Genomic DNA, 25,648 nt, shown 5'->3' on the forward strand with positions numbered 1-25,648 from the left:
GCCTACACGAGCGAGTGAGGGTGGCGATGGCGAGCACGACGATCGGGGTCAAGGTCGACGACGACCTCAGGGCGCGTCTCAAATCTGCCGCGCAGACCGCCGGTCTCACCCCACACGGCTTGATCAAACAGTCGATCGTGTCGACCGTCGAGGCCTGGGAGGACGGCACGACGGGGCGCAACCCAACCGGCGGGAACGGTGCCACCCATCGATCCCGACCCTTCCTGGACTTCGTGCAGGACCTGCAGCCGCAGAGCGTCCTCAGGGCCAAGATCACGGCCGCTTATCGCACGCCCGAGCCGGAATCCGTGCCGTTGTTGTGTGCCGAAGCGCGCCTGCCTCCGGGGCTCGCCAGCAAGGCCGATGGGACGGCCCGCAAGCTGGTGGCCGACCTGCGGGCGAAGACGAGGCGCGGCGGCGTCGAAGGCCTGCTGCAGGAATATTCGCTTTCGAGTCAGGAAGGCGTGGCGCTGATGTGCCTGGCCGAGGCGCTGCTGCGCATTCCCGACCGCACCACGCGCGATGCGCTGATCCGCGACAAGATCGCGCTCGGCGACTGGACCAGCCACGTTGGCCAAAGCCCGTCGGTCTTCGTCAATGCCGCAACCTGGGGCCTCGTGGTCACCGGCAAGCTCACCGCGACCGCCAGCGAGGCGGGCCTCGGCACGGCTTTGACGCGGCTGATCGGCAAGGGCGGCGAGCCGCTGATCCGGCGCGGCACCGATCTCGCCATGCGGATGATGGGCGAGCAATTCGTCACCGGCCAGACCATCGGCGAAGCGCTGGCCAACAGCCGCAAGCATGAAGGGCGCGGCTTCCGGTATTCCTATGACATGCTGGGCGAGGCCGCCACGACGGCCGCCGACGCCGACCGCTATTGCCGCGATTACGAGCAGGCCATCCACGCCATCGGGGCCGCCTCGCACGGGCGCGGCATCTATGAGGGGCCCGGCATCTCGATCAAGCTGTCGGCACTGCACCCGCGCTATTCCCGGGCTCAGCGCGACCGGGTAATGACCGAGCTGCTGCCGCGCGTACTCGGCCTCGCTGTTCTGGCGCGCCGCTACGACATCGGCCTCAACATCGACGCCGAGGAGGCCGACCGGCTGGAACTGTCGCTCGACCTGTTGGAGGCCCTGTGTTTCGCGCCCGAGCTAAGCGGCTGGAACGGCATCGGTTTCGTGGTGCAGGCCTATCAAAAGCGCGCGCCCTTCGTGCTCGACTTCATCGTCGATCTGGCGCGCCGCTCGAGCCACCGGCTGATGATCCGGCTGGTGAAGGGCGCCTATTGGGACAGCGAGATCAAGCGCGCCCAGGTGGACGGGCTCGAAGGCTTCCCAGTCTACACGCGGAAGCTCTACACGGACCTGTCGTATCTGGCCTGCGCCCGCAAGCTGCTGAAGGCGCCGGATGCCGTGTTCCCGCAATTCGCCACCCACAACGCCCAGACGCTGGCGGCCATTCACGCTGCGGCGGGCGAGAACTTCTACCTCGGCCAATACGAGTTCCAGTGCCTGCACGGCATGGGCGAACCGCTTTACGACGAGGTGGTGGGCCGCGAGAAGCTGAACCGCCCCTGCCGCATCTACGCACCCGTCGGCACCCACGAAACGCTCTTAGCTTATCTGGTGCGCCGCCTGCTGGAGAACGGCGCCAACACCTCCTTCGTCAATCGCATCGCCGACCCGTCGGTGTCGATCGACGACCTCGTGGCCGACCCGGTCGGGGTGGCGGAAGCCATGGAGGTGGTTGGCGCCCCGCATCCGAAGATCGCCGCGCCACGCGACCTGTTCGGCGCCGAGCGGCCGAATGCGGCGGGGCTCGACCTGTCGAACGAGCAGCGCCTGGCGGCCCTCGCCGGAACGCTGATGGCAGGAACCGCATCGCCGTGGCAGGCCGCGCCCCTGCTGGGTCACGACCCTGCCCCCGACCGCCCGGCCGAGCCGGTTCGCAATCCGGCTGACCGCTTCGACATCGTCGGCGTGGTGATCGAGGCAACAGCCGAGGAGGCCGACCGCGCTTTTGCGGCGGCCGAAGGCGCGGCCGGCATCTGGCACGCCACCCCGGTGGGGGCGCGGGCCGCCTGCCTGCGCCGGGCGGCCGACATCATGGAAGGCCGCATGCCGGCCCTGATCGGCCTGCTGGTGCGCGAGGCCGGCAAATCCTTCGCCAATGCCATCGCGGAGGTGCGCGAGGCCGTGGATTTCCTCCGCTATTACGCCGGCCAGGCCGAGCGGGATTTTGCCAACGCTCATGAGCGCCCGCTTGGCCCGGTGGTCTGCATCAGCCCGTGGAATTTTCCACTGGCGATCTTCACCGGCCAGGTGGCGGCTGCCCTTGCGGCCGGCAATCCCGTGTTGGCGAAGCCGGCCGAGGAAACGCCGCTGGTGGCCGCACGGGCGGTCGAGATGCTGCGCGAGGCGGGCGTGCCGCCGGCCGCCATCCAGTTGCTGCCTGGCGCCGGCGCTGTCGGGGCGAGCCTCGTGGCCGACCGACGCTGCCGCGGCGTGTTGTTCACCGGCTCGACCGATGTGGCACGCCTGATCCAGCGCGGGCTCGCCACCCGGCTCAGCCCCGACGGCCACACCATCCCCTTCGTGGCCGAAACCGGCGGCCTCAACGCCATGGTGGTGGATTCGTCCGCGCTGGCCGAACAGGTGGTGGCCGACGTGCTGTCCTCGGCCTTTGACTCCGCCGGGCAACGTTGTTCGGCGCTGCGGTTGTTGTGCCTGCAGGAGGATATCGCGGACCGCACCCTGGCGATGTTGAAGGGCGCCATGGCGGAGCTCGCGACCGGCAATCCGGATCGATTGGCGACCGATGTCGGGCCGGTCATCTCGGCGGACGCGCGCGACGGCATCCTGGCCCATATCGAAGCCGCACGGGCCAAGGGTTGGCCGGTGCATGCCGCCACGCTGCCGGATGCTTGCGGGGCCGGCACCTTCGTGGCGCCGACGCTGATCGAGCTCGATCACGTGGCCGACCTCACCCGCGAAGTCTTCGGCCCGGTGCTGCATGTGGTGCGCTATCGCCGGCAGGACCTCGACGGCGTGCTGGATGCCATCCGGGCCACGGGCTTCGGCCTGACCTTCGGGCTTCACACCCGGCTTGATGAGACCATCGCCCATGTGACGGCCCGGGTCGGGGCCGGCAATATCTACATCAACCGCAACATCGTCGGCGCCGTGGTGGGCGTGCAGCCGTTCGGCGGCAACGGCCTGTCGGGGACGGGCCCCAAGGCAGGTGGCCCGCTTTATGTGAAGCGCCTTGTCCAGGTTGCACCGGCGGAAACGGGGCCGGTTGCCAGCACCCCGGTTGGGGGCGCGGTGGGCTCCTATGCCCATTGGCTCCAGAAGCGCGGCCAGATCGCCGAGGCTCGCATGGTCGAGACGATCGGGGCAGCGTCCCACAGGCTCGAGCGCGTCAGCCTGCCTGGCCCGGTCGGCGAGGTGAACCTGTATGGGACGAAGCCGAGCGGCCTGATTTTGGCGCGCGTCCGCTCCGAGGCCGGTCTCGCGGCCGCCCTGGCGTCCTGCCTCGTGACGGGCAACACCATCAAGATCGAGGCGCCGCAGGGATTGCTGGACCAACTGTCCACCCTGCCGCCCGCGTTGCGGGCCTCGTTGATCGAGGACGACGCGGACGACATCGCGGCCGTCCTGTTCGAGGGGGACGGTGACGCCCTGCTGGCCACCAACGGGGAGATGGCGGCGCGTGATGGCGCCGTCGTGCCGGTTTATGGCGTCCAGGGCGACGGCCTGCTGGCGGGGCGCGAAGCCTTTCCGCTGGAGCGGTTGCTCGAAGAGGTCGTGATCAGCACCAACACGGCGGCGGCTGGGGGCAACGCCAGCCTGATGACCATCGGCTGAAGCCGTGGCCTCAGGCCACGCGCGGCACAGCCGGCGGCGCGGCCGACACCACACGGGCGTCCGCGGCGGCGCGGCTCAACAGTATGTCGAGTTCACCGGGGATGCCGGTGGGCTTGGCGGAGGCCAGCCCCAGGGTCAGGCCCGACAGGCCCAAACCCGCCTGACCCCACCCCTGCTCGAGGCGACGGGCCAGGCGATCGGACAGCACCCGGGCACCGGCTTCGGCTGTGTCGGTGAGCAGTATCGCAAAGCTGTCCGCGCCGGTGCGGCCGAAACAATCGCGCTGGCGCACCTGGGTGCGGCCGAGGTCGGCCATCTGGCGGAGCGCGAGGCTGCCGAGCCCACGGCTCCGCTCCTCGAGGGCGGCCCGCAATGGTGCGAGGTCGAGCGTGACAAGGCTGACCCACTGCCGGCCAGGGCGGCTCACCGCCATCAAGCGACGCGATTGATCCAGAAAGGCGTCATGGTCGAGCGCGCCGGTGCTCCCGTCCTGCCGGGCACGACGGCCTTGCGTCAGAAGCGCCTCGATGGCGAGCGCGGCCGCGGCGAGCCGCTCCGCCGCGGCCGCGAACGACCGAGGAACCCGATCCGCCACATAAAGGACGCCCAGCACCTCGTCCTCTGGGCTGACGATCCGCAGGCCGGCAAAGCTGCGCACCGGTGGCACGCCCGGCAGCGCAGAATCCTGGTCCTCGGGCGGGCTTTGGCCGTCGTCATGCATGAAGGCGGGTCCGCCCGTCACCATGCGCTCCAGCAGGCCGCGCTCACGCGGGCTTTCGGGGTCGATCGCGCCGACGCCGGCCTTGGCCCAGAAGCGGCGCGCATCCGCAAACACCAATTGGGCAATCGGTGCCTCGCAGGCCTGGGCGAGATCGGCCAGCACGCCATCGAAGGCCGGATCGGACGGGGTGTCCAGCACGCCGCACCGGTAGAGCCTGGACAGGCGCGTGAATTCCGAACTCACGATGCGGGTCTGCATGCTCGTTCTCTCGGGTCGAAGAAGGTCGCCCCAGAAGCCCCATAACCTCCTTCAGGGGCCTGCAAACGATCGTTCAAATGCGATGCAAATCCCGCTTTATCGTCCGGGCCCGACGCCGACGGTTGACCCTGGGGCCAGGGTGACCCAAGCCTCGCACCACGTTTCCTGAAAAACCAACACGATCAAGCCACCGCATGTCCGACACGCCGCCCGTTCCTGCTCGACAAACCCCGATGCGGGTGACGGCGCGTGCGCTGGCGCTCGGCGCCCGCCTCGACGCCCATGGGCTCGAGCGCCCCGATACGATCTCCTCGACGCCTCTTGCCTTTCATGTCGGCACTTCGGGCTTCGTGGCGTTGTACAGGTTCGGCGTGGCGGTGCTGGTCGGCCTGTCACCCGTCGAGGAAGACGATTTCATCCGACAGATCAAGGCCCGGGTGTCGGGCGAGCGCGATCGCGTCGATGATGAAACCGCCGTCCTGGAGGTGTCTGCCGACGGCGACGACCGCATCTCGCCCGGCGGCCCGATCGGCATGCGGGACCTGTCGCCGCAACGGTTGCTGGTGGTGGCCGACGGCCTCGCCAAAAGTGTCTCGCTCGGGCGCGACGAGCGGGAGGTGAATGGCGTGCTCGATGTCATCGAGCCCTTCGCGGCCGGGTTGAGCCGCACCGGGCGGCCGCCGGGCACACGCCGCACCATGCTGATGCTGATTGGCCAGGCCCTGCTGGTGCAGCACCGCGTGGCCGGCCGGGTCGCCGTGGAAGAGAAACCCGACGTGTTGTGGGACCGCCCCGACCTCGAACGGCTTTATGCCCGGGTCGAGGACGAATACGAATTGCAGGAGCGCACCCGCACGCTTAAGCGCAAGCTCGACGTCATCGTCGAGACCGCCCATGCCCTGACGGATGTGATCGAGGCCGATCGCGCGACGCGGCTCGAGGCCACCATCGTGGTGCTGATCGTCTTCGAGATCGCCCTGACGGTGATCCAGATGACGCTGTTCCACCACTGATCACCCAGCAAATCCGGCCAACCAACAGGAAACCTGTGTCAATCCGATACGTTACTGAGCCGCGGTAACCATTTCTTCAGATCGATGGCAACAATGCGCTCCAAATCGGTTAATTTTCATCCCAACGGAGGTCTCGATATGTTGAGCAGCGTTGTTAATCAGTGCCTGTCCTTGGCGCTCACCTCCGCCAGCCGGCAGATGAGCCTGGTGGGCAGCAGGGCTACGGGCCGCGCCCGTTGGCAGGCCCCGCTTGCCGCTTATCCGCGGCTGATCGCCGTGATGGCCCAGGCAGACCGTGAGGGCATGATCTCCAGCCGGCGTCGCCTTTCGGCTTATTGAGCGACGCCCCGCATCCAGCGGGACATCACCGCGTCGAACCCTGCTTCTGGCGGCACCCAATCCAGATCCGGCAGTTGGTGGCGGACGAAGGTGGATTGCCGCTTCGCATATTGGCGGGTGGCCAGCTTGGCGGCCTCAACGGCTTCGCGCAGACCCATCGCCGCCTCGTGGGCCAAGATGAGGTGGGGCACGCCGAGCGCCCGCATCGCCGGCAGCGAGGGATCGAGCCGGCGAGCTGACAAAGCCGCAACTTCGTCGAGCGCCCCCGCGGCCATCATGGCATCGAAGCGCCGATCGATGGCGGCGTTGGACGCCACCCGGGTTGGCGCCAGGAAGATCCCAGTGACGTAGGTTGCGGGCAGCAACGGCGGTTCGCTGATGGCCTGAAAGCTCAGCAGCGAACGCCCGGTCGCCTCGAACACCTCCAGCGCCCGCAGGATGCGTTGCGGGTCCGTTGGCCTGAGGCGCGCCGCCATGCCCGGGTCGCAGGCCGCGAGCCGCGCGTGCAACGCTGCCGGCGGCGTCGTTTCAGCGTCCAGGCGCAGGCGATCGCGCAGATCGGGTGGCACGGCCGGCATGGGGGACAGGCCGCGCGTGAGCGCCTTCAGGTACAGCCCGGTGCCGCCGACCAGCACCGGTACCCTGCCCTTTTGTTCCACCTCTTCGAGAAGCAGAGCCACATCGGCGAGCCAGCGGCCGACCGAATAAGCCTCGGCCGCATCGACATGACCGAACAACCGATGCGGCACCTGCGCCATCTCGGCCTCCGAAGGCCGCGCTGTCAGGATGCGAAGGTCGCGGTAGACCTGCATCGCGTCCGCATTCACAACGGTGCCGCCGAGGCGCTCCGCCACCGCGACCGCCAGGGCCGACTTGCCGCTGGCGGTCGGGCCTGCGATGAGGATGGCTCGTTTTGCCGGAATCGTATCGCCGCCCATGTCGTCCCGTATCGAGCCCTTCGTGGCGACCCTTATCGCGCCCGCGCCCGATGGGGAACTGGCCCATGCGATCGCGCAAGTGGCCGACCTGCTGCCGGCCGCCGGAACTCCGGTGTGGATCGACCCCGATCGCGCCGTCGACGTGCCGTTCGCGGCGGAGCCGGAGCGCCTGCCGGAATTGAGGGCCACACTGGCGGCGTGGGTTGATGCGGGTGGGCGTTTCGATGCCGTGCTGCAACCCCGGGCGGGGCGTCGCAAGCGCTTGTTCCTGGCCGACATGGATTCCACCATGATCGGCCAGGAGTGCATCGACGAACTGGCCGATTACGCCGGACTGAAGCCCCAGGTCGCAGCCATCACCGAGCGGGCCATGCGGGGCGAACTCGCCTTCGAGCCGGCATTGCGCGAGCGCGTCGGCCTGTTGGCGGGCCTGCCGGTCGGCATCGTCGATGAGATTATCGCGTCGCGCCTGACGCTGACGCCGGGCGGCGCCACGCTGCTGCGCACCATGCGAGCCCATGGCACCTACGCATGCCTCGTGTCGGGCGGCTTCACCCTGTTCACCGGGCCGATCGCGGCTCGCCTCGGCTTCGACGAGAACCGCGGCAACGCGCTCTTGGCCGACGACGGACGGCTGACGGGCCACGTCGGCGAGCCGATCCTCGGACAAGCCGCCAAGCTCGCCACCTTGATCGAGTTGCGCGACCGCCTCCGTCTCGCGGCGCACGACACGATGGCGGTGGGCGACGGCGCCAACGACCTCGCGATGATCGGCGCGGCCGGGCTCGGCGTGGCGTTCCGGGCCAAACCGGCGGTCGCAGCCGCGGCGGCGGCCCGCCTCGACAGAACCGACCTCACGTCGCTGCTCTTCGCGCAAGGCTACCGGCGCGACAGCTTCGTCGAGGCTCGAGCGGACATATGCTGATGCGCGTTCGTTTTGTCACTGCCATGCTGGCCGTCACGGCCAGCCTGTGGCTCGCAGGCTGTGCCGGCCCCAATGGGGAGCGCCCTGCGCTCGACAATGCGGTGGTCCGGCCGTCGAGCAGCAATTACGGGTTCAGCGGCGGCTACGTCGGCACCACCAACGGCGGCTTCAGGTAAGCGGACCCGTCCAGGCAGGATCGGCCAGCACGGCCGTCGTGTCGGCACCGAGCCGGGGCGATGGCGTCGGCGCCACCATGCGGATGCCGTCGAGGACGATCGGCGACGCCACGCCTGGGATGGTGCCGGCTTCCGCCTCCGGGGCTGGCAGGTCGACCCGAAGGCCGCGTGCCACAACCTGCGGATCGGCGAATACGTCGGCCACGCTGTTGATCGGTCCGCACGGCACGCCTTCGCGCTCGAGCGCCGCCAGCAGTCCATCGCGCGAGTGGGTGATGGTGAGGCCGGTCAGCAGCGGCACCAGCGTGCTGCGGTTGGCCACACGCAGCGGGTTGCTGGCGAACCGCGGGTCGGCTGCCAGGTCGGGGCGACCCAACATGCCGCAGAAGCGGCCGAACTGGCCGTCGTTGCCGACCGCGACGATCACATGCCCATCGCTGACCGGGAAGATCTGATAGGGCACGATGTTCGGATGGGCGTTGCCCATGCGGGTCGGGGCCCGGCCGGACACGAGGTAGTTCATGGCTTGGTTCGCCAGGACGCCGACCTGGGTGTCGAGCAGCGCCATGTCGACGTGGCCGCCCTGCCCCGTCGCATCCCTGCGCCGCAGCGCAGCCAGAATGCCGATCGTGCCGTAAACGCCGGTGAAGATGTCGGCGAAGGCGACCCCGACCTTCTGCGGTTCGCCGTCGGGGACGCCCGTCAGGTCCATCAGGCCGCCCATGCCCTGGATCATGAAGTCGTACCCGGCCCGGGCCGCATAAGGCCCGTTCTGGCCGAACCCCGTTACCGAACAGGTCACCAGCCGCGGGTTGAGCGCCGCGAGGCTGGCATGGTCGAGGCCATACTTCCTGAGGCCGCCGACCTTGAAGTTCTCGATCACGACATCGGCGTGTCGGGCGAGGCCGCGCACGGTCTCGCGCCCTTCCGAGGTCTCGAAATCCATCGCCACCGAGCGTTTGCCCCGATTGGCCGCATGAAAGTAAGCGGCCGACAGGTGGTTGCCATCCCGCCCCGCCACGAAGGGCGGCCCCCAGCTCCGCGTATCGTCACCCTGGTCGGGCCGCTCCACTTTGACCACGTCGGCCCCGAGATCGGCCAGCACCTGACCGATCCAGGGCCCGGCCAGGATGCGGGCCAGCTCAAGGACCTTGAGGCCGGCGAGAGGCTTCGGAGCCGTCACGGCGGCGCTCAGAAAAACGCCTGCAATCCCGTCTGGGCTCGCCCGAGGATCAGCGCATGCACGTCATGCGTCCCCTCGTAGGTATTCACCGTCTCGAGGTTCTGGGCGTGCCGCATGACGTGGTATTCGCCCATGATGCCATTGCCGCCGTGCATGTCGCGGGCCGTGCGGGCGATGTCGAGCGCCACGCCGCAATTGTTGCGCTTGACGAGGCTGATCATCTCGGAGGCCATGCGACCCTCGTCGAACAGCCGCCCGACCCGCAGCGACGCTTGCAGTCCGAGCGCGATGCTGGTCTGCATGTCGGCGAGCTTCTTCTGCACCAGCTGCGTTTGGGCCAGCGGCCGGCCGAACTGCTTGCGATCGAGCGTATAGGCGCGGGCGCGATGCCAGCAATCCTCGGCTGCGCCCAACGCTCCCCATGAAATGCCATAGCGCGCCCGGTTGAGACAGCCGAAGGGCCCCTTCAGCCCCGACACGTTGGGCAGCAACGCGTCCTCGCCCACCTCGACACCGTCCATGACGATCTCGCCCGTGACCGAGGCGCGCAGGCTCAGCTTGCCGCCGATCTTCGGGGCCGTGAGCCCGGCCGTTCCCTTGCGCAGCACGAAGCCCCGGATGGCGTCGTCATGGGCCTGCGACTTGGCCCAGACCACGAAGACATCCGCGATGGGCGCGTTGGAGATCCACATCTTGGCCCCGGTGATCCGGTAGCCGCCGGAGATCTTCTCGGCCCGGGTCCGCATGCCGGCGGGATCGGAGCCGGCATCGGGCTCGGTCAGGCCGAAGCAGCCGATCCATTCGCCCGACGCGAGCTTGGGAAGGTAGGTTTTGCGCTGGCTTTCATCGCCATAGGCATAGATCGGGTACATGACGAGCGACGACTGCACGCTCATCATCGAGCGATAGCCGGAATCGACCCGCTCGACCTCGCGGGCCACCAGCCCATAGGCCACATAGGACGCTTCGGCGCCGCCGTAGATTTCCGGGATGGTGACGCCCAACAGGCCGCGCGCGCCCATTTCGCGAAACAGCCCGGGTTCGACCGTCTCGTTGGCATAAGCCTCGACGATACGCGGCTGCAGCTCTTCCTGCGCATAGGCGCGAGCCGCGTCGCGGATCATGCGTTCGTCTTCGGTGAGCTGATCCTCGAGCATCAGAGGATCCTCCCACACGAAGCGGGTCGGGGCCGGATGCGGGGCGGCGGCGGGAAACGGGCTCATCGCGGCTCTCCAGAAACGGCCCGCGGGAGCGGGCTGCCGACCCTCTCGCCTTACTTGTCTACGAAGGCCTTTTCCACCACGAACTGGCCGGGCTCGCCGTGATTGCCTTCGGTGAAGCTGCGGTCGATCAGGTGCTGCTTCACGTCGGCCAGCATGTGCGGACCGCCACAGATCATCACGCGGTCATGTTCGGCTTCGAGCGGCGCCAGTCCAAGGTCGGTGTAGAGCTTGCCCGATTCCATCAGCGACGTGATCCGGCCGGTGTTGCGGAACGGCTCCCGGGTCACGGTCGGATAATAGATCAGCTGCCCGCTGACGAGCTCGCCCAGCAGCTCGTCCTTCGGCAGGTCTTCGGCGATCGAATCCTTGAAGGCCAGCTCCGATATGTGGCGGACGCCGTGCACCAGCACGATCTTCTCGAACCGATCGTAGGTTTCCGGGTCCTTGATGACGCTGAGGAAGGGCGCCAATCCGGTGCCGGTCGACAGAAGATACAGGTTGCGGCCGTTGTGCAGGTTGTCGATGACCAGCGTTCCGGTCGCCTTCTTGCTGACGATGATGGGGTCGCCGACCTTCAGATGTTGCAACTGCGACGTCAGCGGGCCTTCCGGCACCTTGATCGACAGGAATTCGAGCTGCTCTTCGTAATTGGCGCTCGCCACCGAATAGGCCCGCAGCAACGGCTTGCCGTTCACCTTGATGCCGATCATCGTGAACTCGCCGTTGCGGAAGCGGAACGACGGGTCGCGCGTGGTGCGGAAACTGAACAGGCGGTCGGTCCAATGATGGACGTCGACCACCGTCTCTTCATGCATGTTGCTCACGGTTTCTCCCGGATCAAAGGCGTTTTGCCGTGCTTGCGCGCGGCCTTGTCATGCATCTGTGTCAAAGAGGTTCGGACGAAACAGTCAAGCGGCAGAAGCCGTCAAAGCCTGCATCGCAGCCCAGTGTTGTGCCGCGAACATGAGATTGGAATGCGTCTATAAGCGTCCAGGCTACCTGCCGTCGCATTCTTCGAGGGTGCGAGGCGCTGCTCAGCAGAAGTTTTACCAAGCACGAGCTTGACTGCGACGTCGGCCGGCCAAGTTTTCCTTGAACCGAACCCAGGGACGACGTCCCCAGCCCCGGTACGCCTCGAGAGTTCATGCACGATCTGGTTTTCGACATCGCGGTCTGCACCATGACGGCCTGGGTCCTGGCCGTGGCGGCGCAGGCCATCGGCCAACCCGTCATTCTGGCCTACCTGATCGGCGGTTTCGCGATCGGGCCGGCGGGGCTGAAGCTCGTCAGCTCGCAGGAATCGATCGCCACCATTTCCGAACTCGGGCTGATCTTCCTGCTCTTCATGATCGGGCTCGAGATCGATCTGCGGAAGATCATTCGCTCGGGGCGGGTCATCGTGGTGGCGGCCGTGGCGCAGATCGCCGGATGTTGCGTGCTCGGCATCCTGTTTTTCCGCTTCATGGGCCTGCCGATCGGCGGCGGTCATTGGGATGCCCTGTATCTCGGGGTTGCGGTGGCGCTCAGCTCCACCGTCATCATCGTCAAGGTGCTGTACGACAAGCGTGAGTTGGACACCCTGCCGGGCCGCGTGACGCTCGGTGTCCTGGTGCTGCAGGATCTCTTCGTCATCCTTTTCCTGGCCATCCAGCCGAGCCTCAACGACCTCCGGGCCGAGGTGCTCGTGGTGTCGGTGCTGCGGGTCGGCGTGCTGGTGGCGTCGGCCCTGCTGATCAGCCGCTTCGTGCTGCCGGTGTTGTTCTTTCGCATTGCCCGCCTGCCGGAGCTGGTGCTAGTCGGCGCGCTGGCCTGGTGCCTTGCAAATGGGCAACTCGCCGAGGAACTACACTTGTCCCGCGAAATGGGCGCCCTGGTGGCGGGTGTGTCCTTGTCGACATTCCCTTATGCGCTCGACGTGGCCGCCAAGGTCACCAGCCTGCGCGACTTCTTCGTCACCCTGTTCTTCGTCGGCGTCGGGATGACCATTCCCGTTCCCTCCGCCGACGTTCTGGCCTTCGCCGGCGCCATCGTGGCCTTTGTGATCGCCAGCCGCGCCATCACGGTGATCCCGACGCTCTACGTGCTGCGACAAGGCCTGCGGGCCAGCATGCTGCCGGCCATCAATCTCGCGCAGCTCAGCGAATTCTCGCTGGTGTTGCTGCAGATCGGTGTTGCGGCCGGCCATGTCGGCGGCATCGCCAAGACCGCCACCTCGATCAGCTTCGTGGCCCTGGCGGCCCTCAGCACCTTTGCCATGGGTCGTAGCGACGCCATCGTTCGCGGCAGCATCGCGGTGCTGAAGCGCCTGGGCGCGCGCGACCTCGACGGCTCGGCCCCTGAGGAGGTCGCCCATACGGGACACGGCGCCCGCATCATGCTGCTCGGCTTCTTTCGCACCGCAAGCTCGCTCGTGGCCGAGCTCGAGGCACGCCAGTCGGCCTTTCTGAACGACGTGGCGGTGGTCGACTTCAACCCGGTGGTCCACCGCGGACTGACGGAGCGCGGCATCAAGGTCGCCTATGGCGATATCAGTCAGCCGGAGACCTTGATTCACGCCGGCGTGCGCAATGCCGAGGTGTTGATCTGCACCGTGCCGGACTTCCTGCTGAAGGGTGTCACCAACGAGCGGCTGGTGCGGCAGCTGCGAACCCTCAATCCCACTGCGAAGATCCTGGCCCCGGCCGAACTGATGTCCGATGTCGATGCCCTTTACGAAGCCGGCGCCGACTACGTGACGGTGTCGCGCCTGACCGAAGCGAAGCATCTTTGCGAGATCCTCGAGGCCATCGAGGACGATCTGTTGAGTTCGAAGCGCGACGTACTGACGTCGAGTCTGGAAGGGCGCCGCGAGGTGCTGGCCTGAGGCGCGGGCCCGAGGCGTCCGACACAGGTCGAGACCCGCGCCGCGCCTGTCTTCAAAGCGTGAACGTGGTTCCGTAGTTGGGCGTGCCAGCCAAGGTCCGCGCGACCAGCTATATGTGCGCCTCCGGTGACAGCTCGGTCGAGAGCCTCCGAAATCCGGACCGCCGCCCAGCGCCCGGTGGAAAAGTCGCTGCAAGCCATCGAGGCGTCGTCCCGAGACTATCACCGACGTGCGGTCAACGAGAAGCTGCGTTGCGAAAAACGCATGGGCCGGTTTATGATCGACCCTGGCCATGGAACGACGCGGCATTGGTCCGTGCCTTCCTCGACACCACAGGGCGCGCTTGAACCTCAGCCGATCCTTCCCGCTCACCCTCACGATGCCGGTCGACCGCGTTCGGGCTACCGAAACGGTTAGCGATCCGGTGTCGGCGATCGGACGGGAAGCTTCCGAGACACGGCACGCGCTTTGCAGGTCAATGTTCACCCATGATGGTTTTCGACGCGCCAGGTCCACTCGGGCCCGCGACACCAAGGAGCTGCGACAATGATGAAAGTCGGCGGATCTGATCCACGTGACGGTTCGAACCTGCTGCTCGACCGACGGACGTTGTTGGCCGGCGCCGCCTCGTTAGGCCTGTCGGCGAGCCCCTTCGGGTCTCTGGCGCGAGCCGCAGAGGCGCCCAAGAAGGGCGGCACGCTTCGGCTCGGCATGGAGGGTGGCAGCGCTTCCGACTCGCTCGACCCGCGGACCTATGCGGATTCGGTGCCGATCTCCTACGGATACCAGCTATTCAACGGCTTCGTGGAGCTCGATCAGGACGGCAACGCCAAGGGCGAACTTCTCGAAAGCTGGGAAACCAAGCCGGGCGCGACGGAGTGGGTCTTCAACGTCCGCAAGGGCATCGAATTCCATTCGGGCAAGAAACTCGATGCCGACGACATCGTGTATTCGCTCAACCTGCACAGGGGTGAAACGAAGTCGGCCGCCAAGGACCTGCTCAGCGCCATCACCGAGGTGAAGAAGCTCAGCCCGACGCAGATCGCCATCACGCTGTCGAGCGGCAACGCCGACCTGCCCTACAATCTGACCGACTACCACATGCTGGTGGTTCCGAACGGCTTCACCGATTGGGCGAAGCCCGACGGCACCGGCGCCTATCAGCTGGAAAGCTTCGAGCCGGGCGTCCGGGTCTTGACCAAGAACACCGGCCGCTATTGGAAGCCGGACAGGGCCTGGTTTGACTCGGTCGAACTCAAATACATCCCTGATGCCTCGGCCCGCACCCAAGCCCTGATCTCGGGCCAGATCGACGCCGCCAACCGACTCGACGCGAAGACGGTGGGCTTCGTGCAGAAATCACCCAAGGTCTTCGTGCTGCAGACGAAGGGAACCGGCAACCGGTTCGCCTTCGTGGCGCTCTGCGACACCGACCCTTACAAGAGCCTCGATGCCCGCATGGCGCTGAAGCTCGGCATCGACCGGCAGAAGATCGTCGACACGGTCTATAAAGGCTATGCGTCGATCGGCAACGACACGACGATCGCCCCCTCGAACAAGTATTTCGCGCAGAACACGCCCCCGCACGCCTACGACCCCGATAAGGCGAAGTTCCACTGGAAGAAGGCCGGAAGCCCGAGCTTCGACCTCCAGGTGTCCGAAGGCGCTTTCTCGGGCGCCACGGATGCGGGCGTGCTGTACCAGGAAGCCATGAAGAAGGCCGGCATCGACATCAACGTGAAGCGCGTGTCGGGCGACGGCTATTGGGACAACGTTTGGCTGAAGGCGCCCTTCTGCGCCGTTTACTGGGGCGGCCGCCCGACCGTCGATCTGCAGCTTTCCCAAACCTTTATGTCGTCGGCGAGCTGGAACGACACCCATTGGCGGTCACCCGACTTCGACAAGATCGTCACGGCAGCCCGGGTCGAGCTCGACGATGCCAAGCGCAAGGAGCTTTATGCGCAGGCCCAGCACATGATCGCCGACGATGGCGGCATGGTGTGCTTTGCGGTCGGGGACTACCTCGACGGCTACGCCAAGAAGGTGCAAGGCACCGCCCCGCATCCGCGCTACGACATGTGCGATCAGAAGATCGCCGAAAAGTGCTGGTTCGCCTGACCGAGGCCCGCCCCGCCAACCGGCGGGGCAGCAACGCTCCGGTCGGCGCCTGTCGGGGCCGACCGGCAACCTGCGATCCGCGTTCTCATCCGCTCGGGAAAGGTCTTCAGTGCTACGACTGATTCTGAGCCGTATCGGCCTCGGACTTCTCACGCTCCTTATCGTCTCGCTGGTCATCTTCGTGCTGACCCAGATCCTGCCCGGGGACGTCGCCTCCGCGGTGCTGGGACAGAACGCGACGCCCGAGAACCTGGCGGTGTTCCGGCACGAGCTCGGCCTCGATCAGCCGGCCGTGCTTCGTTATCTGGGCTGGCTGAAGGGTGTGCTGCACGGCGACTTCGGCGTGGCCTTGACCAACCGGCGCGATATCGTCGGCGAGTTGTGGCCGCGCTTCAAGAACACGCTGTTTTTGGCCAGTTATGCGGCCCTGCTGGCGCTGCCGATCGCGGTCGGTTTCGGCATCCTGGCGGCGGTTCGGGAAGGCCGGTTGACGGACCGGATCGCCAATATCGCGGCGCTGGTCGCGATCTCTGCGCCCGAGTTCTTCGTCGGCTACCTGCTGATCCTCAACCTCGCGGTCAACCACGACTGGTTCCCGTCCCTCGCCACCGTATCGTCCGACACACCCTTCGGCGAACGGGTGTGGACCGTGACGCTGCCGGCCGTCACCATGACGTTTCTGGTCACCGCCCACATGTTGCGCATGACGCGCAACTCGGTTTTGTCGACCATGTCGACCCCCTATGTGGAAATGGCCTTCCTGAAAGGGCTGACGCGCGGCCGCGTCGTGACGCGGCATGCCTTGCCGAACGCGGCGGCACCGATCATTTCGGTGATCGCGTTGAACCTCGCCTATCTGGTGGTGGGCGTCGTGGTGGTCGAGAACGTCTTCACCTATCCCGGCATCGGCCAATACATGATCGATGCGGTGAACAAGCGCGACGTTCCGGTGATCGAGGCCTGCGGCATGGTCTTCGCGGCCGTGTTCATCACGCTCAACACCTTGGCGGATGTTCTGGCGATCCTGCTCAACCCTCGCCTCCGCCACCCCCGCTGAGAGGCTCCAGACCATGACGCTTTTCGGCCATAAGGCGCCGCCCACCGCCATCCTGGGCCTCCTCATCATCCTGCTGAACCTCGCCGTGGCGGTGGCAGGGCCTTGGCTGGCGCCTTATGGCGAAACCCAGATCGTAGGCGGTGGCTGGGACCCGTCTTCCGGGGCCAGTTGGTTCGGCACCGATCAGATCGGTCGCGATATGCTGACGCGCCTCATCTACGGCGCCCGCATGACCATCGGCATCGCCTTCGTGACCACGATCCTGTCCTTCGCGATCGGCATCGCGAGCGGCTTGATCGCGGCGGCGCTCGGGCGCTGGGTCGACATCGTGATCTCCCGGCTGGTCGATGTGGTGTTGTCGATCCCGCTGCTGATCTGGGCCTTGATGATCCTCAACGTTCTAGGCCAGTCGCTCACCTCGCTCGTGCTGACCATTGCGTTCCTGGATTCGACGCGGGTGTTCCGTCTCGCCCGGGCGCTCGGAATCAGCATCGTGGCGCTCGACTTCGTCGAAGTGGCGCGGCTGCGTGGCGAAGGGCTGTGGTGGGTCATCACCCGTGAAGTGCTGCCGAATTGCGCCGCGCCCCTGATGAGCGAGTTTGGCCTGCGGTTCTGCTTCAACTTCCTGTTCATCGCCGCGCTGAGCTTCCTCGGGCTCGGCGTGCCCCTGCCCTATGCGGATTGGGGCGGCATGGTGAAGGACAACGTCGGTGGCATCTCGTTCGGCTTGCCGGCCGCGCTGTTCCCCGCAGGCGCCATTGCGCTCCTGACGGTGGGCATCAACCTCGTGGTGGACTGGTTCCTGTCGGTCGATGCGCGGCCGTCCGGTGCCCAGGCCGAGATGTAGGAGAGGGCGATGTCGGACACCATCCTCGAGCTCGACCACCTCAGGGTCGAAACCATCCAAGGCCGCGTGCTGGTCGACGACGTCGACATCAAGCTGCGGCGCGGCGAGATCCTCGGCCTAATCGGCGAGTCCGGCGCCGGCAAGTCGACCATCGGCCTCGCCTCAATGGCTTATGCGCGGGCCGGCATGCGGATCACCGGCGGTGACATCAAGCTGGATGGCACTGAGCTTCGGGCCTCCACGGCCTCCTATCGACGCGACCGTCGCGGCAAGAGCATCGCCTATATCGCCCAAAGCGCTGCCGCCTCGTTCAATCCCTCCATGACCCTGATGGATCAGGTCTGCGAGGCGCCGGTCATCCACAAGGTCATGTCGCGCACGCAGGCGGAGATCTACGCACGAGAGCTGTTCCGCAAGTTGCAGCTGCCGAACCCGGACACGATCGGCGACCGCTATCCGCATCAGGTCTCGGGGGGTCAATTGCAGCGTGTCATGGCCGCGATGGCGATGAGCTGCCGGCCCGACGTGATCGTGCTCGACGAACCCACCACTGCACTCGACGTCACGACCCAGATCGAGGTTCTGTCGCTGTTGCGCGACCTGATCCGCGATTTCGGCACAGCCGGCCTCTACATCACGCACGACCTCGCGGTGGTGGCCCAGATCGCCCATCGGGTGATGGTGCTGCGGCACGGCAAGATGATCGAACTCGGCGATACACGGCAGATCCTCGAGCAGCCGAAAACCGACTACGCCCGTGCGCTCGTCAACGAGCGGCGCGAAGCCGAGCATCTGGCCCTGACGGCCCCCGACAAGGTCGCGCATCCCGTCCTGCGATTGACCGACATCACGGCCGGCTATGGCGACCGGGCGATCGTGAAGAACATCTCGCTCGACCTCGCGAAGGGCGAGACGCTCGCCATCGTGGGGGAATCGGGTTCCGGCAAGAGCACGGTGGCCCGCATCATCACCGGGCTGCTGCCGCACTGGAAGGGTGAGATCGAACTGGCTGGCGCGGTTCTGCCGCCTGCCCTGAAGGATCGTTCGGACGACGTGCTGCGCCGGATGCAGATGGTGCATCAGATGCCCGACGTGGCGTTGAACCCGCGCCACACGCTGGAACAGATCATCGGCCGGCCGGTGTCGCTGTTCTTCAATTCGAACCGCAAGGACGTGCGGGCCCGGGTGCTGGAACTGCTGAGGCTCGTCGGCCTGCCGACCGAATTCGCCGAGCGTCGCCCCGGGCAGTTGTCGGGCGGCCAGAAGCAGCGCGTCTGCATTGCCCGGGCGCTTGCGGCCAATCCCGACGTGATCCTTTGCGACGAACCCACGTCGGCCCTCGACCCGCTGGTGGCCGAAGGCGTGCTGAAACTGCTGAAGACCCTGCAGGACGAACTCGGGCTCGCTTACGTCTTCATCACGCACGACCTCGGCACGGTGAAGCGCATCGCCCACCGCACGGCGGTGATGTTCCAGGGCGAGCTCATCGCCCAAGGCCCGACGGCGGAAATCTTTGCGCCGCCCTTCCACCCCTACACGGAAAAGCTCATCACCTCGGTGCCCGAGATGCACACGACTTGGCTCGACGAGATCCTGGCCCGCCGCTCCGGCCAGATCCTCGCGCCCACGTCGATCGCGGCCGACGAGGCTATGGCGCATGAAGAAGCGCGGCGCATCGTGGCCGACCCGACAAAACAGGGCAGCGCCGAGTGGCTCGCGGCTGCCCAAACGCTGCAGGGGAAACCCGGCCTTGCGCCGGACCTCGCTGGCCTCGAAGCGCAGCTCGACCGGGTGCGCGGCATGTCGGAACTCTAACCGCCGGCGCTGCCGCTCAATCGGCGGCGGTGCGATACGGGTGGCTCGAGCCCAAGGGATCATGCAGGAAGGCCGAAGCATCGCCCGCATGCAGCCCGAAGGCCAGCAGCAGGAAGCCGCCTGCGAGCGAGAAGTTCTTCAGAAAATCCCAGAACAGGCCGCGACCCTTGCTGTCGCCCGACGCCCAGAAGTCGCCCGGCTTCCACCATTGCTTCCACAACAAGGCCGTCACGCCGCAATAACCCGCCATCACAAAGGCCGCGAGCCGGTCGGCAGTGCCGGTCAGGATGCCGATCGGCATCAGGATCTCCACGCCAAGACCGATGCAGATCAATGCCACCGCCACCGCATGTGACGGAACCATCTCTCTGGCTTGGCCGACCGCGCCCTTGAAATTGAGGATCTTGTCGAGGGCACTGAACGGGAAGAATAACACCACCAGCAGGTAGCGGACCGCGAGGGCGACCAGAATGCTCATGCGATGCTCATGCTCCCTCGATGGTCGGGCCTGCCGTCATGGTCGGACCCTGATGTGGCGGGTGCCCGACCGTGCGAGCTCGGTCAGGCGTTCCCGCTGGCTTGAGCCGCACCCGTGTGGGCCGACAACCCGCGCCCGACTCCGGAATGGCGGGCCGGCTTATACGCCGAGTCGTTTGGCCAAGCGATGCAGCCCGTATAAACCCGCCGCGATCGCCAAGCCAGCAAAGGCGGCGTCGCGATGCCGGTCGGTAAAGATTTCCCAGTCGCCGTTCTTCGCTTCCGCGTCGAACCGGCCGTGTGCCCCGTAAGGTCCGGGCACCGGCTCGAACAGGTTCGAAGGCGCGTCGGCCGGCAGCGCCTGTTGCGACATCTGGCTGTCATAGCCGTAGCGGGCCAGATACCGGTCGATCAGCCCCGGCGCGATCCGGTTCGCCACGATGGCCTTCACGGTCGGAAAGCCGAGCCACACTTCGCGGCGCCGATGCGTAGCGGCGAACAAAATGGCGCGCGCCGGCACCTCGGGCTCGTAGATGGGCGGCACGGGCTTCGATCGACGGCCCATCTTGTTGAGAGCCCAATCGAATTGCGGCGTGTTGACGGCCGGCAGGTCGACGGTGGTGAGGTGAACGTCGAGGCCGTCGTGGATGATCTCAGAGCGCAGCGAATCCGTAAAGCCACGAATGGCCGCCTTGGCGCCGCAATAGATCGCCTGCAGCGGCACCGACCGATAGGCCAGGGCGGAGCCGACATTCACGATGGTGCCGCGATTGCGCTCGCGCATGCGCCGGAGTGCCGCCATCATCCCATGCACCTGGCCGAGGTAGGTGACCTCGGTGCCGCGCCGCACCTCGGCGGCCGTCAAGCGCGACACAGGCGCAAAGACGGTAGCCATGGCGACGTTCACCCACACATCGATCGACCCGAGCTGGGCTTCCGTCAGGTCGGCAGCCCTCTCCACGGCGTCGGCATCCGCCACATCGGTCGGGATCGGCAGGGCGCGAACGCCGTAACGGCTCCGCAACTCGCTGGCCGCCCGCTCGAGCCGCTGCGGGTCGCGGGACAACAAGGCGACATCGTAGCCGGCTCGCGCAAATTCTTCCGCCGCAGCCCGGCCGACGCCGGCCCCCGCGCCCGTCACCACCGCCACCTGTGCCATGTTGCAATCCTTTTGGCGCCGCAGGGCGCCTCGCAGGGTGCAATGCACGGCGGGCGGGTTGGTTCGGGCCAACAGCCTAGGCCGTGATGCGCTTCAGGTTTCGCTAACCCTGAACGTGAAAATATCGACGGTCCTTCACAACCATTCGTCAACCATCGCGACGTAGGGAATCGAGCGTGGATGGAAGCGTCCCGCAGGCGAAATCCCCGAGGGGGCTGGTTCACCCTGCGGACGACGGCATCTCGGCCGGGGCGATAGCGTCCGGTCTTCCCGTGTTCCCGAGCCCTGGCTCCGGAGGAGTACCATGTTCAAGCGTATCGTCCTGTCCACGACGGCCCTGGTCGCCACGGTCGCGGCCGCATCGGCGGCCGACCTGCCGATGCGCTCAGCCCCGCCGGCGCCCTATTACGCCGCGCCCGTCTATAGCTGGACCGGCTTTTATGTCGGCGCCAACCTCGGCGGTGCCTTCGACAACAAGTCCGGTGCCCTGTCGCCGAACGGCTTCTCGGCCCCGCTCGCGACCAGCAGCAGCGATTCCGATAGCGGCTTCATCGGTGGCGGCCAGGCGGGCTACAACTGGCAGAACGGCACCTTCGTCTACGGCGTCGAAACCGATATCGACTATATCAACCTTGGCGGCAGCGGCTCGACCTCGACCTCTTCGACGAACTTCAACAGCGCCACGCTGACGACGCGGCGAGAAGACGGCGACGGCTTCCTCGGCACCCTGCGGGGCCGACTCGGCTATGCGGGCTTCGACCGGACGCTGCTCTATGTCACGGGCGGTCTCGCCTATGGCGACTTCGGCTCGCGCTACACGGGCGCCACCTTCACCAATGCCCAGGGGCTGACTACCGCCACCTATGGGGTTTCCGGCAACGACGACGTGCGGGTCGGCTGGACCATCGGCGCCGGCCTCGAATATGCCATCACGCCCAACATCAGCGTGAAGGGAGAATACCTTTATGCCGACCTCGGTCGCAAGAACTACACGCTGATCGGCACCTCGGCCGGCACGCAGGGCACGAGCTTCAACGCCCATTCGGACGGCTCGACCTCGATCGCCCGGGTTGGCCTGAACTACAAGTTCACCAGCTACTGATACGCCCCTAGCGTCTCGGCGCTGAAGCTGGCCGGTCGAAAAAGCCACCGCGGTTCGCGGTGGCTTTTTCGCGTCCGGCTCCGGGATTGAGCGGCGGGTTAAGCCGCTGACGAGCGTGCATCGAGATGCTGGTGCAGCGCCTTGACCACGGTGGTGACGGCCGGCGGCACAGGTCTCTGAGTCGGCAGGATCAGGCCATAGCCGCTGAGCGTCAGGTCGAAGCGCGTCGGGATGACGACCACCTGGCCGAAACTGGCCTGCTGCAACGCGACGGGTTCCGAGATGATCGTCATGGCGTCGGTGCGGGCCAGATAGGCCAGGGTCATCAACAGCGAGTCGGTGTTGACGATATGCTCGGGCGGCCCGAGGCCGGCCTCCCAGAACAGCGCATCGACGCGCTGCCGCAAGGTCGAGCCGCGCGCCTGCAGGATCCAGGTCTGCCGTCGAAGTTCCGCGACGCTCGGAGGCGGACGCGTGGCCAGCGGATGCCCGACCCGGGCCACCAGGGCCAGCGATTCCCGATCGATCTCGCGATACGAGAACAAGCTGCGATCGACATGCGCGAGCGGCCGCCCGACCATCAGGTCGAGGTGGCCGTTGAACAATTGATCGAGCAGGCGGCCGCTCGATCCGGTGCGGACCTCGATGTCGATGCGGGGATGGCTGTCCTGTAGCGCCGCCACCACGTCGGCCAGCAGCAACGCGATGGGGGCATCGATGGAGCCGATCGCGACGCGGCCATGCCGGCCATCCTGCATGGCGTTGAACTCGTCGCGCGCCCCGTCGAGCTCGGACACCACGACCGAGGCCCGTCGCATGAGGATCTCGCCATAAAGGTTGGGCACCAGCCCACGCCCGACGCGGTCGAACAACGGTTGTTTCATCGCCGTTTCGAGGTCGATCAGCAGCTTCGAGGCTGCGGGCTGCGACAGCCCCAGGCTTTCTGCGGCCCGGTTCAAAGCGCCCTGCTCACCCAAGGCGACCAGCAGTTGCATGTGGCGCAGCTTCAAGCGCGTTTGCAAAACCCAATTGGGTGGCAGGTGTCGGGATCGATCCATCAACCCATATTGTTTAAGGTATCGACCGCGCGCAACTATGAATTAGACGCGTATCGATTTGCCACCTACCTTCCACGCCAAGCACCGCGGCGCCGATCTCTGGATCGGTCGAATGACGGCGCACCGGGAGAGGCAAAGCGTGATCCGCAAGACGGTTATCCTGTTCGACAGGCCAGACCGAGGCCGAGCCGTCCATGCGGCCATCCGCGTGGCCTCGCCTCTGGCGGCCGCCTCATGCCCTTCCCGCCCCGCCGCAGCACAGAAGGCTAAGCCATGACCGCACTTCGGGATTTCGGGCCGCTTAACCGCGACAACTGGCCCATCGCCGCCGCGATGATCCAATACACCAACATCCTGCCCGACGGGTCGTCGGTGCAGGACCAGCCCGCCGAGGCGTGGGCCGCCACCCTGGCCGACATCACCGATGCCGGCTTCACGGAGCTCGATCCCACCGATTGCTGGCTGCGTGTCGGCGACCTTTCGAACGCCCGCCTGGACGAGTTCAAGGGCGTGCTGCGCCAGTCGGGGCTGACGGTGCCGGCGGTCTCGACGGCGCGCCGCAGCATCATCGACCCGGAACGCGGGGACGAATACCTCAGCTATTGCCATCGCGTCATCGACGCTGCGGCCGCGCTTGGGGCCCGCTCGGTCTGCTTCGGCCTCTTCGGGCCGCTGACCGATGCCCAGAAGAAGGTGCTGTGGTTCTGGACCGTCGATGGCGTGAAGAACCCCGACGACCCCGCCGTGCGGGCCAAGGCCGTTCAGGGCCTGCGTGAGCTCGGGCGCCACGCCGCCGAGGTCGGCGTCGATATTGCGCTCGAAATGTACGAGGACACCTATATCGGCACCGCGGAGGGCGCCGTGCGCTTCGTCGAGGAGGTCGATCACCCGTCCGTCGGGCTTAACCCCGATCTCGGCAACCTGATCCGGCTGCACCGGCCGATCGAGCCCTGGCTGCGCATGGTCGAACTCACCGCACCGTTGACGAAATACTGGCACGTCAAGAACTACCTCCGCATGGAAGACCCGGCCAAGGATCTGATCCTCACGTCGCCGGTGCCGCTCGAGACCGGCCTCATCAATTATCGGACCGCCACCGCGCTCGCCATCAAGCACGGGTTCCGCGGCGCTTTCGGGTGCGAGCATTACGGCGGCGACGGCCTCAGCGTCAGCGCCACCAACCGGGCCTATCTGCGCCGCATCCTGCCGAAGCAGCCCGTCTGACACCCGAAGCCGCCCCCACCCTGCCCACGCGCGCGGATCGAGCATGACCCACATCGTCCAGGACCCCGAAACCTTCGCAGCCGTCGCCCTGCAGGGCTATTGCGACGCTTATGCGGATATCGTGCGGGCGACGCCGGGCGGCGCCCTGCGCTCGACCGCGACGAAGCCCGGCAAGGTGTCGGTGGTGGTGGGGGGTGGCAGCGGCCATTATCCGGCCTTTGCAGGCTATGTCGGGCGCGGCTTTGCGGATGCCGCGGTAGCGGGCGACGTCTTCGCGTCGCCTTCGACCCAGTTGATTCATGCGGTGTCGAAGCGCGCCCAGCACGGCGGCGGCATGATCCTCGGCTTCGGCAATTATGCCGGGGACGTGCTGAACTTCGGCTTCGCGGCCGAGCGGCTGCGCGCCGAGGGCATCGACGTCCGCGTGCTGGCCGTCACGGACGATGTGGCGAGCGCGTCGGCGGCGGAGGAGTCCAAGCGTCGGGGCGTCGCGGGCGATGTGCCGGTGTTCAAGATCGCGGGCGCTGCGGCCGAGCGCGGCGACGACCTCGATACGGTGGAACGGCTGGCGCGGCTGGCCAATGCCCGCACCCGCTCCTTCGGAGTGGCGTTCGGCGGCTGCACCTTGCCGGGCGCCAGCGAGCCGCTCTTCAGCGTGCCGGACGGCCAGATGGCGCTCGGCCTCGGCATTCATGGCGAGCCCGGCATCGAAGACGTGCCGATCGGCAGCGCCGACGCCATCGCGGCCCTGCTGGTGTCGCGCGTTCTGGCCGAAGCGCCAGCGGAGGCCGGCAGCCGCGTCGGCGTGCTGTTGAACGGGCTCGGGTCCACCAAATACGAAGAACTCTTCGCCCTGTGGGTGCCGGTGCGGGCCGCCATCGAGGCGGCCGGGATCACCGTGGTGGCGCCGCTCGTCGGCGAGCTCATCACCAGCCTCGACATGGAAGGCTGTTCGCTGACGCTGCTCTGGCTCGACGATGCCTTGGAGTCGCTTTGGACCGCGCCATGTGAAACGGCGGCACTGCGCATCGGCCACCTGCCGGCGGCCGAGCGCGCCGCCCCTCTCGTTGAAGAGGCGCACGAGCATGTCGGATGGCCTGAAGCCACATCTGCGTCGCAAGCCGCCGGCCGCCGCATCGCGGACGGGGTGGAGCGTCTGGCAACGGCCTTGCGCGGGGCGGAGGAGGAACTCGGCCGCATCGACGCGCAGGCCGGCGACGGGGATCACGGCCAAGGCATGGCCCGTGGCTCGACGGCTGCGGCCGCAGCCGTCGAGCCACGGG

21 protein-coding genes are annotated in these 25,648 nt (G+C 66.8%); 13 read left to right on the plus strand and 8 right to left on the minus strand.

All coding sequences use genetic code 11. The features are described from left to right. The first annotated feature begins 26 nt into the window (after nt 1-26). Nucleotides 27-3,869, plus strand: a complete 3,843-nt coding sequence (gene putA / locus P7D22_RS02585; protein ID WP_319932639.1) for a trifunctional transcriptional regulator/proline dehydrogenase/L-glutamate gamma-semialdehyde dehydrogenase — start codon at nt 27-29, stop codon at nt 3,867-3,869. Between the two features lie 10 nt (nt 3,870-3,879). On the opposite strand, the gene P7D22_RS02590 is transcribed toward putA, so the two are convergent. Then, complete coding sequence (locus P7D22_RS02590) at nt 3,880-4,848, minus strand: GGDEF domain-containing protein (RefSeq protein WP_319932640.1); 969 nt, start codon at nt 4,846-4,848, stop codon at nt 3,880-3,882. 194 nt (nt 4,849-5,042) lie between these two features. Between P7D22_RS02590 and P7D22_RS02595 the strand changes: the two genes are divergently transcribed. Together P7D22_RS02595 and P7D22_RS02600 are read left to right on the plus strand one after the other, a co-directional pair. Beyond that, nucleotides 5,043-5,861 (plus strand): RMD1 family protein, encoded by an 819-nt coding sequence (locus P7D22_RS02595; RefSeq protein WP_319932641.1) that lies wholly within the window; start codon nt 5,043-5,045, stop codon nt 5,859-5,861. Between the two features lie 138 nt (nt 5,862-5,999). Then, nucleotides 6,000-6,200, plus strand: a complete 201-nt coding sequence (locus P7D22_RS02600; RefSeq protein WP_319932642.1) for a hypothetical protein — start codon at nt 6,000-6,002, stop codon at nt 6,198-6,200. Here P7D22_RS02600 and miaA read toward each other — a convergent pair. Next, nucleotides 6,194-7,138 carry a tRNA (adenosine(37)-N6)-dimethylallyltransferase MiaA gene (gene miaA, locus P7D22_RS02605; RefSeq protein WP_319932643.1) on the minus strand — a complete coding sequence of 315 codons (945 nt, stop codon included), beginning with the start codon at nt 7,136-7,138 and terminating at the stop codon, nt 6,194-6,196. The genes P7D22_RS02600 and miaA overlap by 7 nt on opposite strands. On the opposite strand from miaA, the gene serB reads away from it, so the two are divergent. After that, nucleotides 7,137-8,063: a phosphoserine phosphatase SerB gene (gene serB, locus P7D22_RS02610; RefSeq protein WP_319932644.1), complete on the plus strand. Its 927-nt coding sequence runs from the start codon at nt 7,137-7,139 to the stop codon at nt 8,061-8,063. The genes miaA and serB overlap by 2 nt on opposite strands. After that, nucleotides 8,063-8,239, plus strand: a complete 177-nt coding sequence (locus P7D22_RS02615; RefSeq protein WP_319932645.1) for a hypothetical protein — start codon at nt 8,063-8,065, stop codon at nt 8,237-8,239. Before serB ends, P7D22_RS02615 begins: the two co-directional genes overlap by 1 nt. Here P7D22_RS02615 and P7D22_RS02620 read toward each other — a convergent pair. Genes P7D22_RS02620 through P7D22_RS02630 form a run of 3 tightly spaced genes read right to left on the minus strand, consistent with a single transcriptional unit; the run spans nt 8,232 to nt 11,469 of the window. After that, nucleotides 8,232-9,422, minus strand: coding sequence for a CaiB/BaiF CoA transferase family protein (locus P7D22_RS02620; RefSeq protein ID WP_319932646.1), 1,191 nt, complete (start codon nt 9,420-9,422; stop codon nt 8,232-8,234). The genes P7D22_RS02615 and P7D22_RS02620 overlap by 8 nt on opposite strands. A gap of 8 nt (nt 9,423-9,430) precedes the next feature. Beyond that, entirely contained in the window at nt 9,431-10,645 is a 1,215-nt protein-coding gene (locus tag P7D22_RS02625) for an acyl-CoA dehydrogenase (protein WP_319932647.1), read from the minus strand. Nucleotides 10,646-10,695: 50 nt separating this feature from the next. Beyond that, complete coding sequence (locus P7D22_RS02630) at nt 10,696-11,469, minus strand: ferredoxin--NADP reductase (protein WP_319932648.1); 774 nt, start codon at nt 11,467-11,469, stop codon at nt 10,696-10,698. Nucleotides 11,470-11,789: 320 nt separating this feature from the next. Between P7D22_RS02630 and P7D22_RS02635 the strand changes: the two genes are divergently transcribed. The 5 genes from P7D22_RS02635 (at nt 11,790) to P7D22_RS02655 (ending at nt 19,345) form a co-directional block, all read left to right on the plus strand. Continuing rightward, a complete protein-coding gene (locus P7D22_RS02635) occupies nt 11,790-13,508 on the plus strand; it encodes a cation:proton antiporter (RefSeq protein WP_319932649.1) in 1,719 nt (572 codons plus the stop codon). A gap of 546 nt (nt 13,509-14,054) precedes the next feature. After that, on the plus strand, nt 14,055-15,626 hold the full coding sequence (locus P7D22_RS02640) for an ABC transporter substrate-binding protein (protein WP_319932650.1): 1,572 nt from the start codon (nt 14,055-14,057) through the stop codon (nt 15,624-15,626). 109 nt (nt 15,627-15,735) lie between these two features. After that, a complete protein-coding gene (locus P7D22_RS02645; RefSeq protein WP_319932651.1) occupies nt 15,736-16,683 on the plus strand; it encodes an ABC transporter permease in 948 nt (315 codons plus the stop codon). Between the two features lie 13 nt (nt 16,684-16,696). Then, nucleotides 16,697-17,530, plus strand: a complete 834-nt coding sequence (locus P7D22_RS02650; RefSeq protein ID WP_319932652.1) for an ABC transporter permease — start codon at nt 16,697-16,699, stop codon at nt 17,528-17,530. A 9-nt stretch (nt 17,531-17,539) separates the two neighbouring features. Then, the gene (locus P7D22_RS02655) at nt 17,540-19,345 is read left to right on the plus strand and encodes an ABC transporter ATP-binding protein (RefSeq protein WP_319932653.1); all 1,806 of its coding nucleotides are present in this window, start codon (nt 17,540-17,542) and stop codon (nt 19,343-19,345) included. A 16-nt stretch (nt 19,346-19,361) separates the two neighbouring features. On the opposite strand, the gene P7D22_RS02660 is transcribed toward P7D22_RS02655, so the two are convergent. Together P7D22_RS02660 and P7D22_RS02665 are read right to left on the minus strand one after the other, a co-directional pair. Beyond that, entirely contained in the window at nt 19,362-19,823 is a 462-nt protein-coding gene (locus P7D22_RS02660; RefSeq protein WP_319932654.1) for a DoxX family protein, read from the minus strand. Nucleotides 19,824-19,982: 159 nt separating this feature from the next. Continuing rightward, nucleotides 19,983-20,981, minus strand: coding sequence for an SDR family oxidoreductase (locus P7D22_RS02665; RefSeq protein ID WP_319932655.1), 999 nt, complete (start codon nt 20,979-20,981; stop codon nt 19,983-19,985). 304 nt (nt 20,982-21,285) lie between these two features. On the opposite strand from P7D22_RS02665, the gene P7D22_RS02670 reads away from it, so the two are divergent. After that, on the plus strand, nt 21,286-22,083 hold the full coding sequence (locus P7D22_RS02670; RefSeq protein WP_319932656.1) for an outer membrane protein: 798 nt from the start codon (nt 21,286-21,288) through the stop codon (nt 22,081-22,083). A gap of 98 nt (nt 22,084-22,181) precedes the next feature. On the opposite strand, the gene P7D22_RS02675 is transcribed toward P7D22_RS02670, so the two are convergent. Next, nucleotides 22,182-23,078 (minus strand): LysR substrate-binding domain-containing protein, encoded by an 897-nt coding sequence (locus P7D22_RS02675; protein WP_319932657.1) that lies wholly within the window; start codon nt 23,076-23,078, stop codon nt 22,182-22,184. A gap of 336 nt (nt 23,079-23,414) precedes the next feature. Between P7D22_RS02675 and P7D22_RS02680 the strand changes: the two genes are divergently transcribed. Beyond that, nucleotides 23,415-24,365 carry a sugar phosphate isomerase/epimerase family protein gene (locus P7D22_RS02680; RefSeq protein WP_319932658.1) on the plus strand — a complete coding sequence of 317 codons (951 nt, stop codon included), beginning with the start codon at nt 23,415-23,417 and terminating at the stop codon, nt 24,363-24,365. A 43-nt stretch (nt 24,366-24,408) separates the two neighbouring features. Beyond that, the coding region (locus tag P7D22_RS02685; protein ID WP_319932659.1) for a dihydroxyacetone kinase family protein at nt 24,409-25,648 on the plus strand (1,240 nt) is incomplete at its 3' end.

Source organism: Lichenihabitans sp. Uapishka_5 (assembly GCF_033947565.1).
Lineage (GTDB): Bacteria > Pseudomonadota > Alphaproteobacteria > Rhizobiales > Beijerinckiaceae > Lichenihabitans.

What these genes read in the sequence shown, in the direction of transcription:
- putA (WP_319932639.1), top strand. Translation starts at nt 27, where the DNA reads ATGGCGAGCACGACGATCGGGGTCAAGGTCGACGACGACCTCAGGGCG.
- P7D22_RS02590 (WP_319932640.1), bottom strand. Translation starts at nt 4,848, where the DNA reads ATGCAGACCCGCATCGTGAGTTCGGAATTCACGCGCCTGTCCAGGCTC.
- P7D22_RS02595 (WP_319932641.1), top strand. Translation starts at nt 5,043, where the DNA reads ATGTCCGACACGCCGCCCGTTCCTGCTCGACAAACCCCGATGCGGGTG.
- P7D22_RS02600 (WP_319932642.1), top strand. Translation starts at nt 6,000, where the DNA reads ATGTTGAGCAGCGTTGTTAATCAGTGCCTGTCCTTGGCGCTCACCTCC.
- serB (WP_319932644.1), top strand. Translation starts at nt 7,137, where the DNA reads ATGTCGTCCCGTATCGAGCCCTTCGTGGCGACCCTTATCGCGCCCGCG.
- miaA (WP_319932643.1), bottom strand. Translation starts at nt 7,138, where the DNA reads ATGGGCGGCGATACGATTCCGGCAAAACGAGCCATCCTCATCGCAGGC.
- P7D22_RS02615 (WP_319932645.1), top strand. Translation starts at nt 8,063, where the DNA reads ATGCGCGTTCGTTTTGTCACTGCCATGCTGGCCGTCACGGCCAGCCTG.
- P7D22_RS02625 (WP_319932647.1), bottom strand. Translation starts at nt 10,645, where the DNA reads ATGAGCCCGTTTCCCGCCGCCGCCCCGCATCCGGCCCCGACCCGCTTC.
- P7D22_RS02635 (WP_319932649.1), top strand. Translation starts at nt 11,790, where the DNA reads ATGCACGATCTGGTTTTCGACATCGCGGTCTGCACCATGACGGCCTGG.
- P7D22_RS02640 (WP_319932650.1), top strand. Translation starts at nt 14,055, where the DNA reads ATGATGAAAGTCGGCGGATCTGATCCACGTGACGGTTCGAACCTGCTG.
- P7D22_RS02650 (WP_319932652.1), top strand. Translation starts at nt 16,697, where the DNA reads ATGACGCTTTTCGGCCATAAGGCGCCGCCCACCGCCATCCTGGGCCTC.
- P7D22_RS02655 (WP_319932653.1), top strand. Translation starts at nt 17,540, where the DNA reads ATGTCGGACACCATCCTCGAGCTCGACCACCTCAGGGTCGAAACCATC.
- P7D22_RS02660 (WP_319932654.1), bottom strand. Translation starts at nt 19,823, where the DNA reads ATGAGCATTCTGGTCGCCCTCGCGGTCCGCTACCTGCTGGTGGTGTTA.
- P7D22_RS02665 (WP_319932655.1), bottom strand. Translation starts at nt 20,981, where the DNA reads ATGGCACAGGTGGCGGTGGTGACGGGCGCGGGGGCCGGCGTCGGCCGG.
- P7D22_RS02670 (WP_319932656.1), top strand. Translation starts at nt 21,286, where the DNA reads ATGTTCAAGCGTATCGTCCTGTCCACGACGGCCCTGGTCGCCACGGTC.
- P7D22_RS02675 (WP_319932657.1), bottom strand. Translation starts at nt 23,078, where the DNA reads ATGCAACTGCTGGTCGCCTTGGGTGAGCAGGGCGCTTTGAACCGGGCC.
- P7D22_RS02680 (WP_319932658.1), top strand. Translation starts at nt 23,415, where the DNA reads ATGACCGCACTTCGGGATTTCGGGCCGCTTAACCGCGACAACTGGCCC.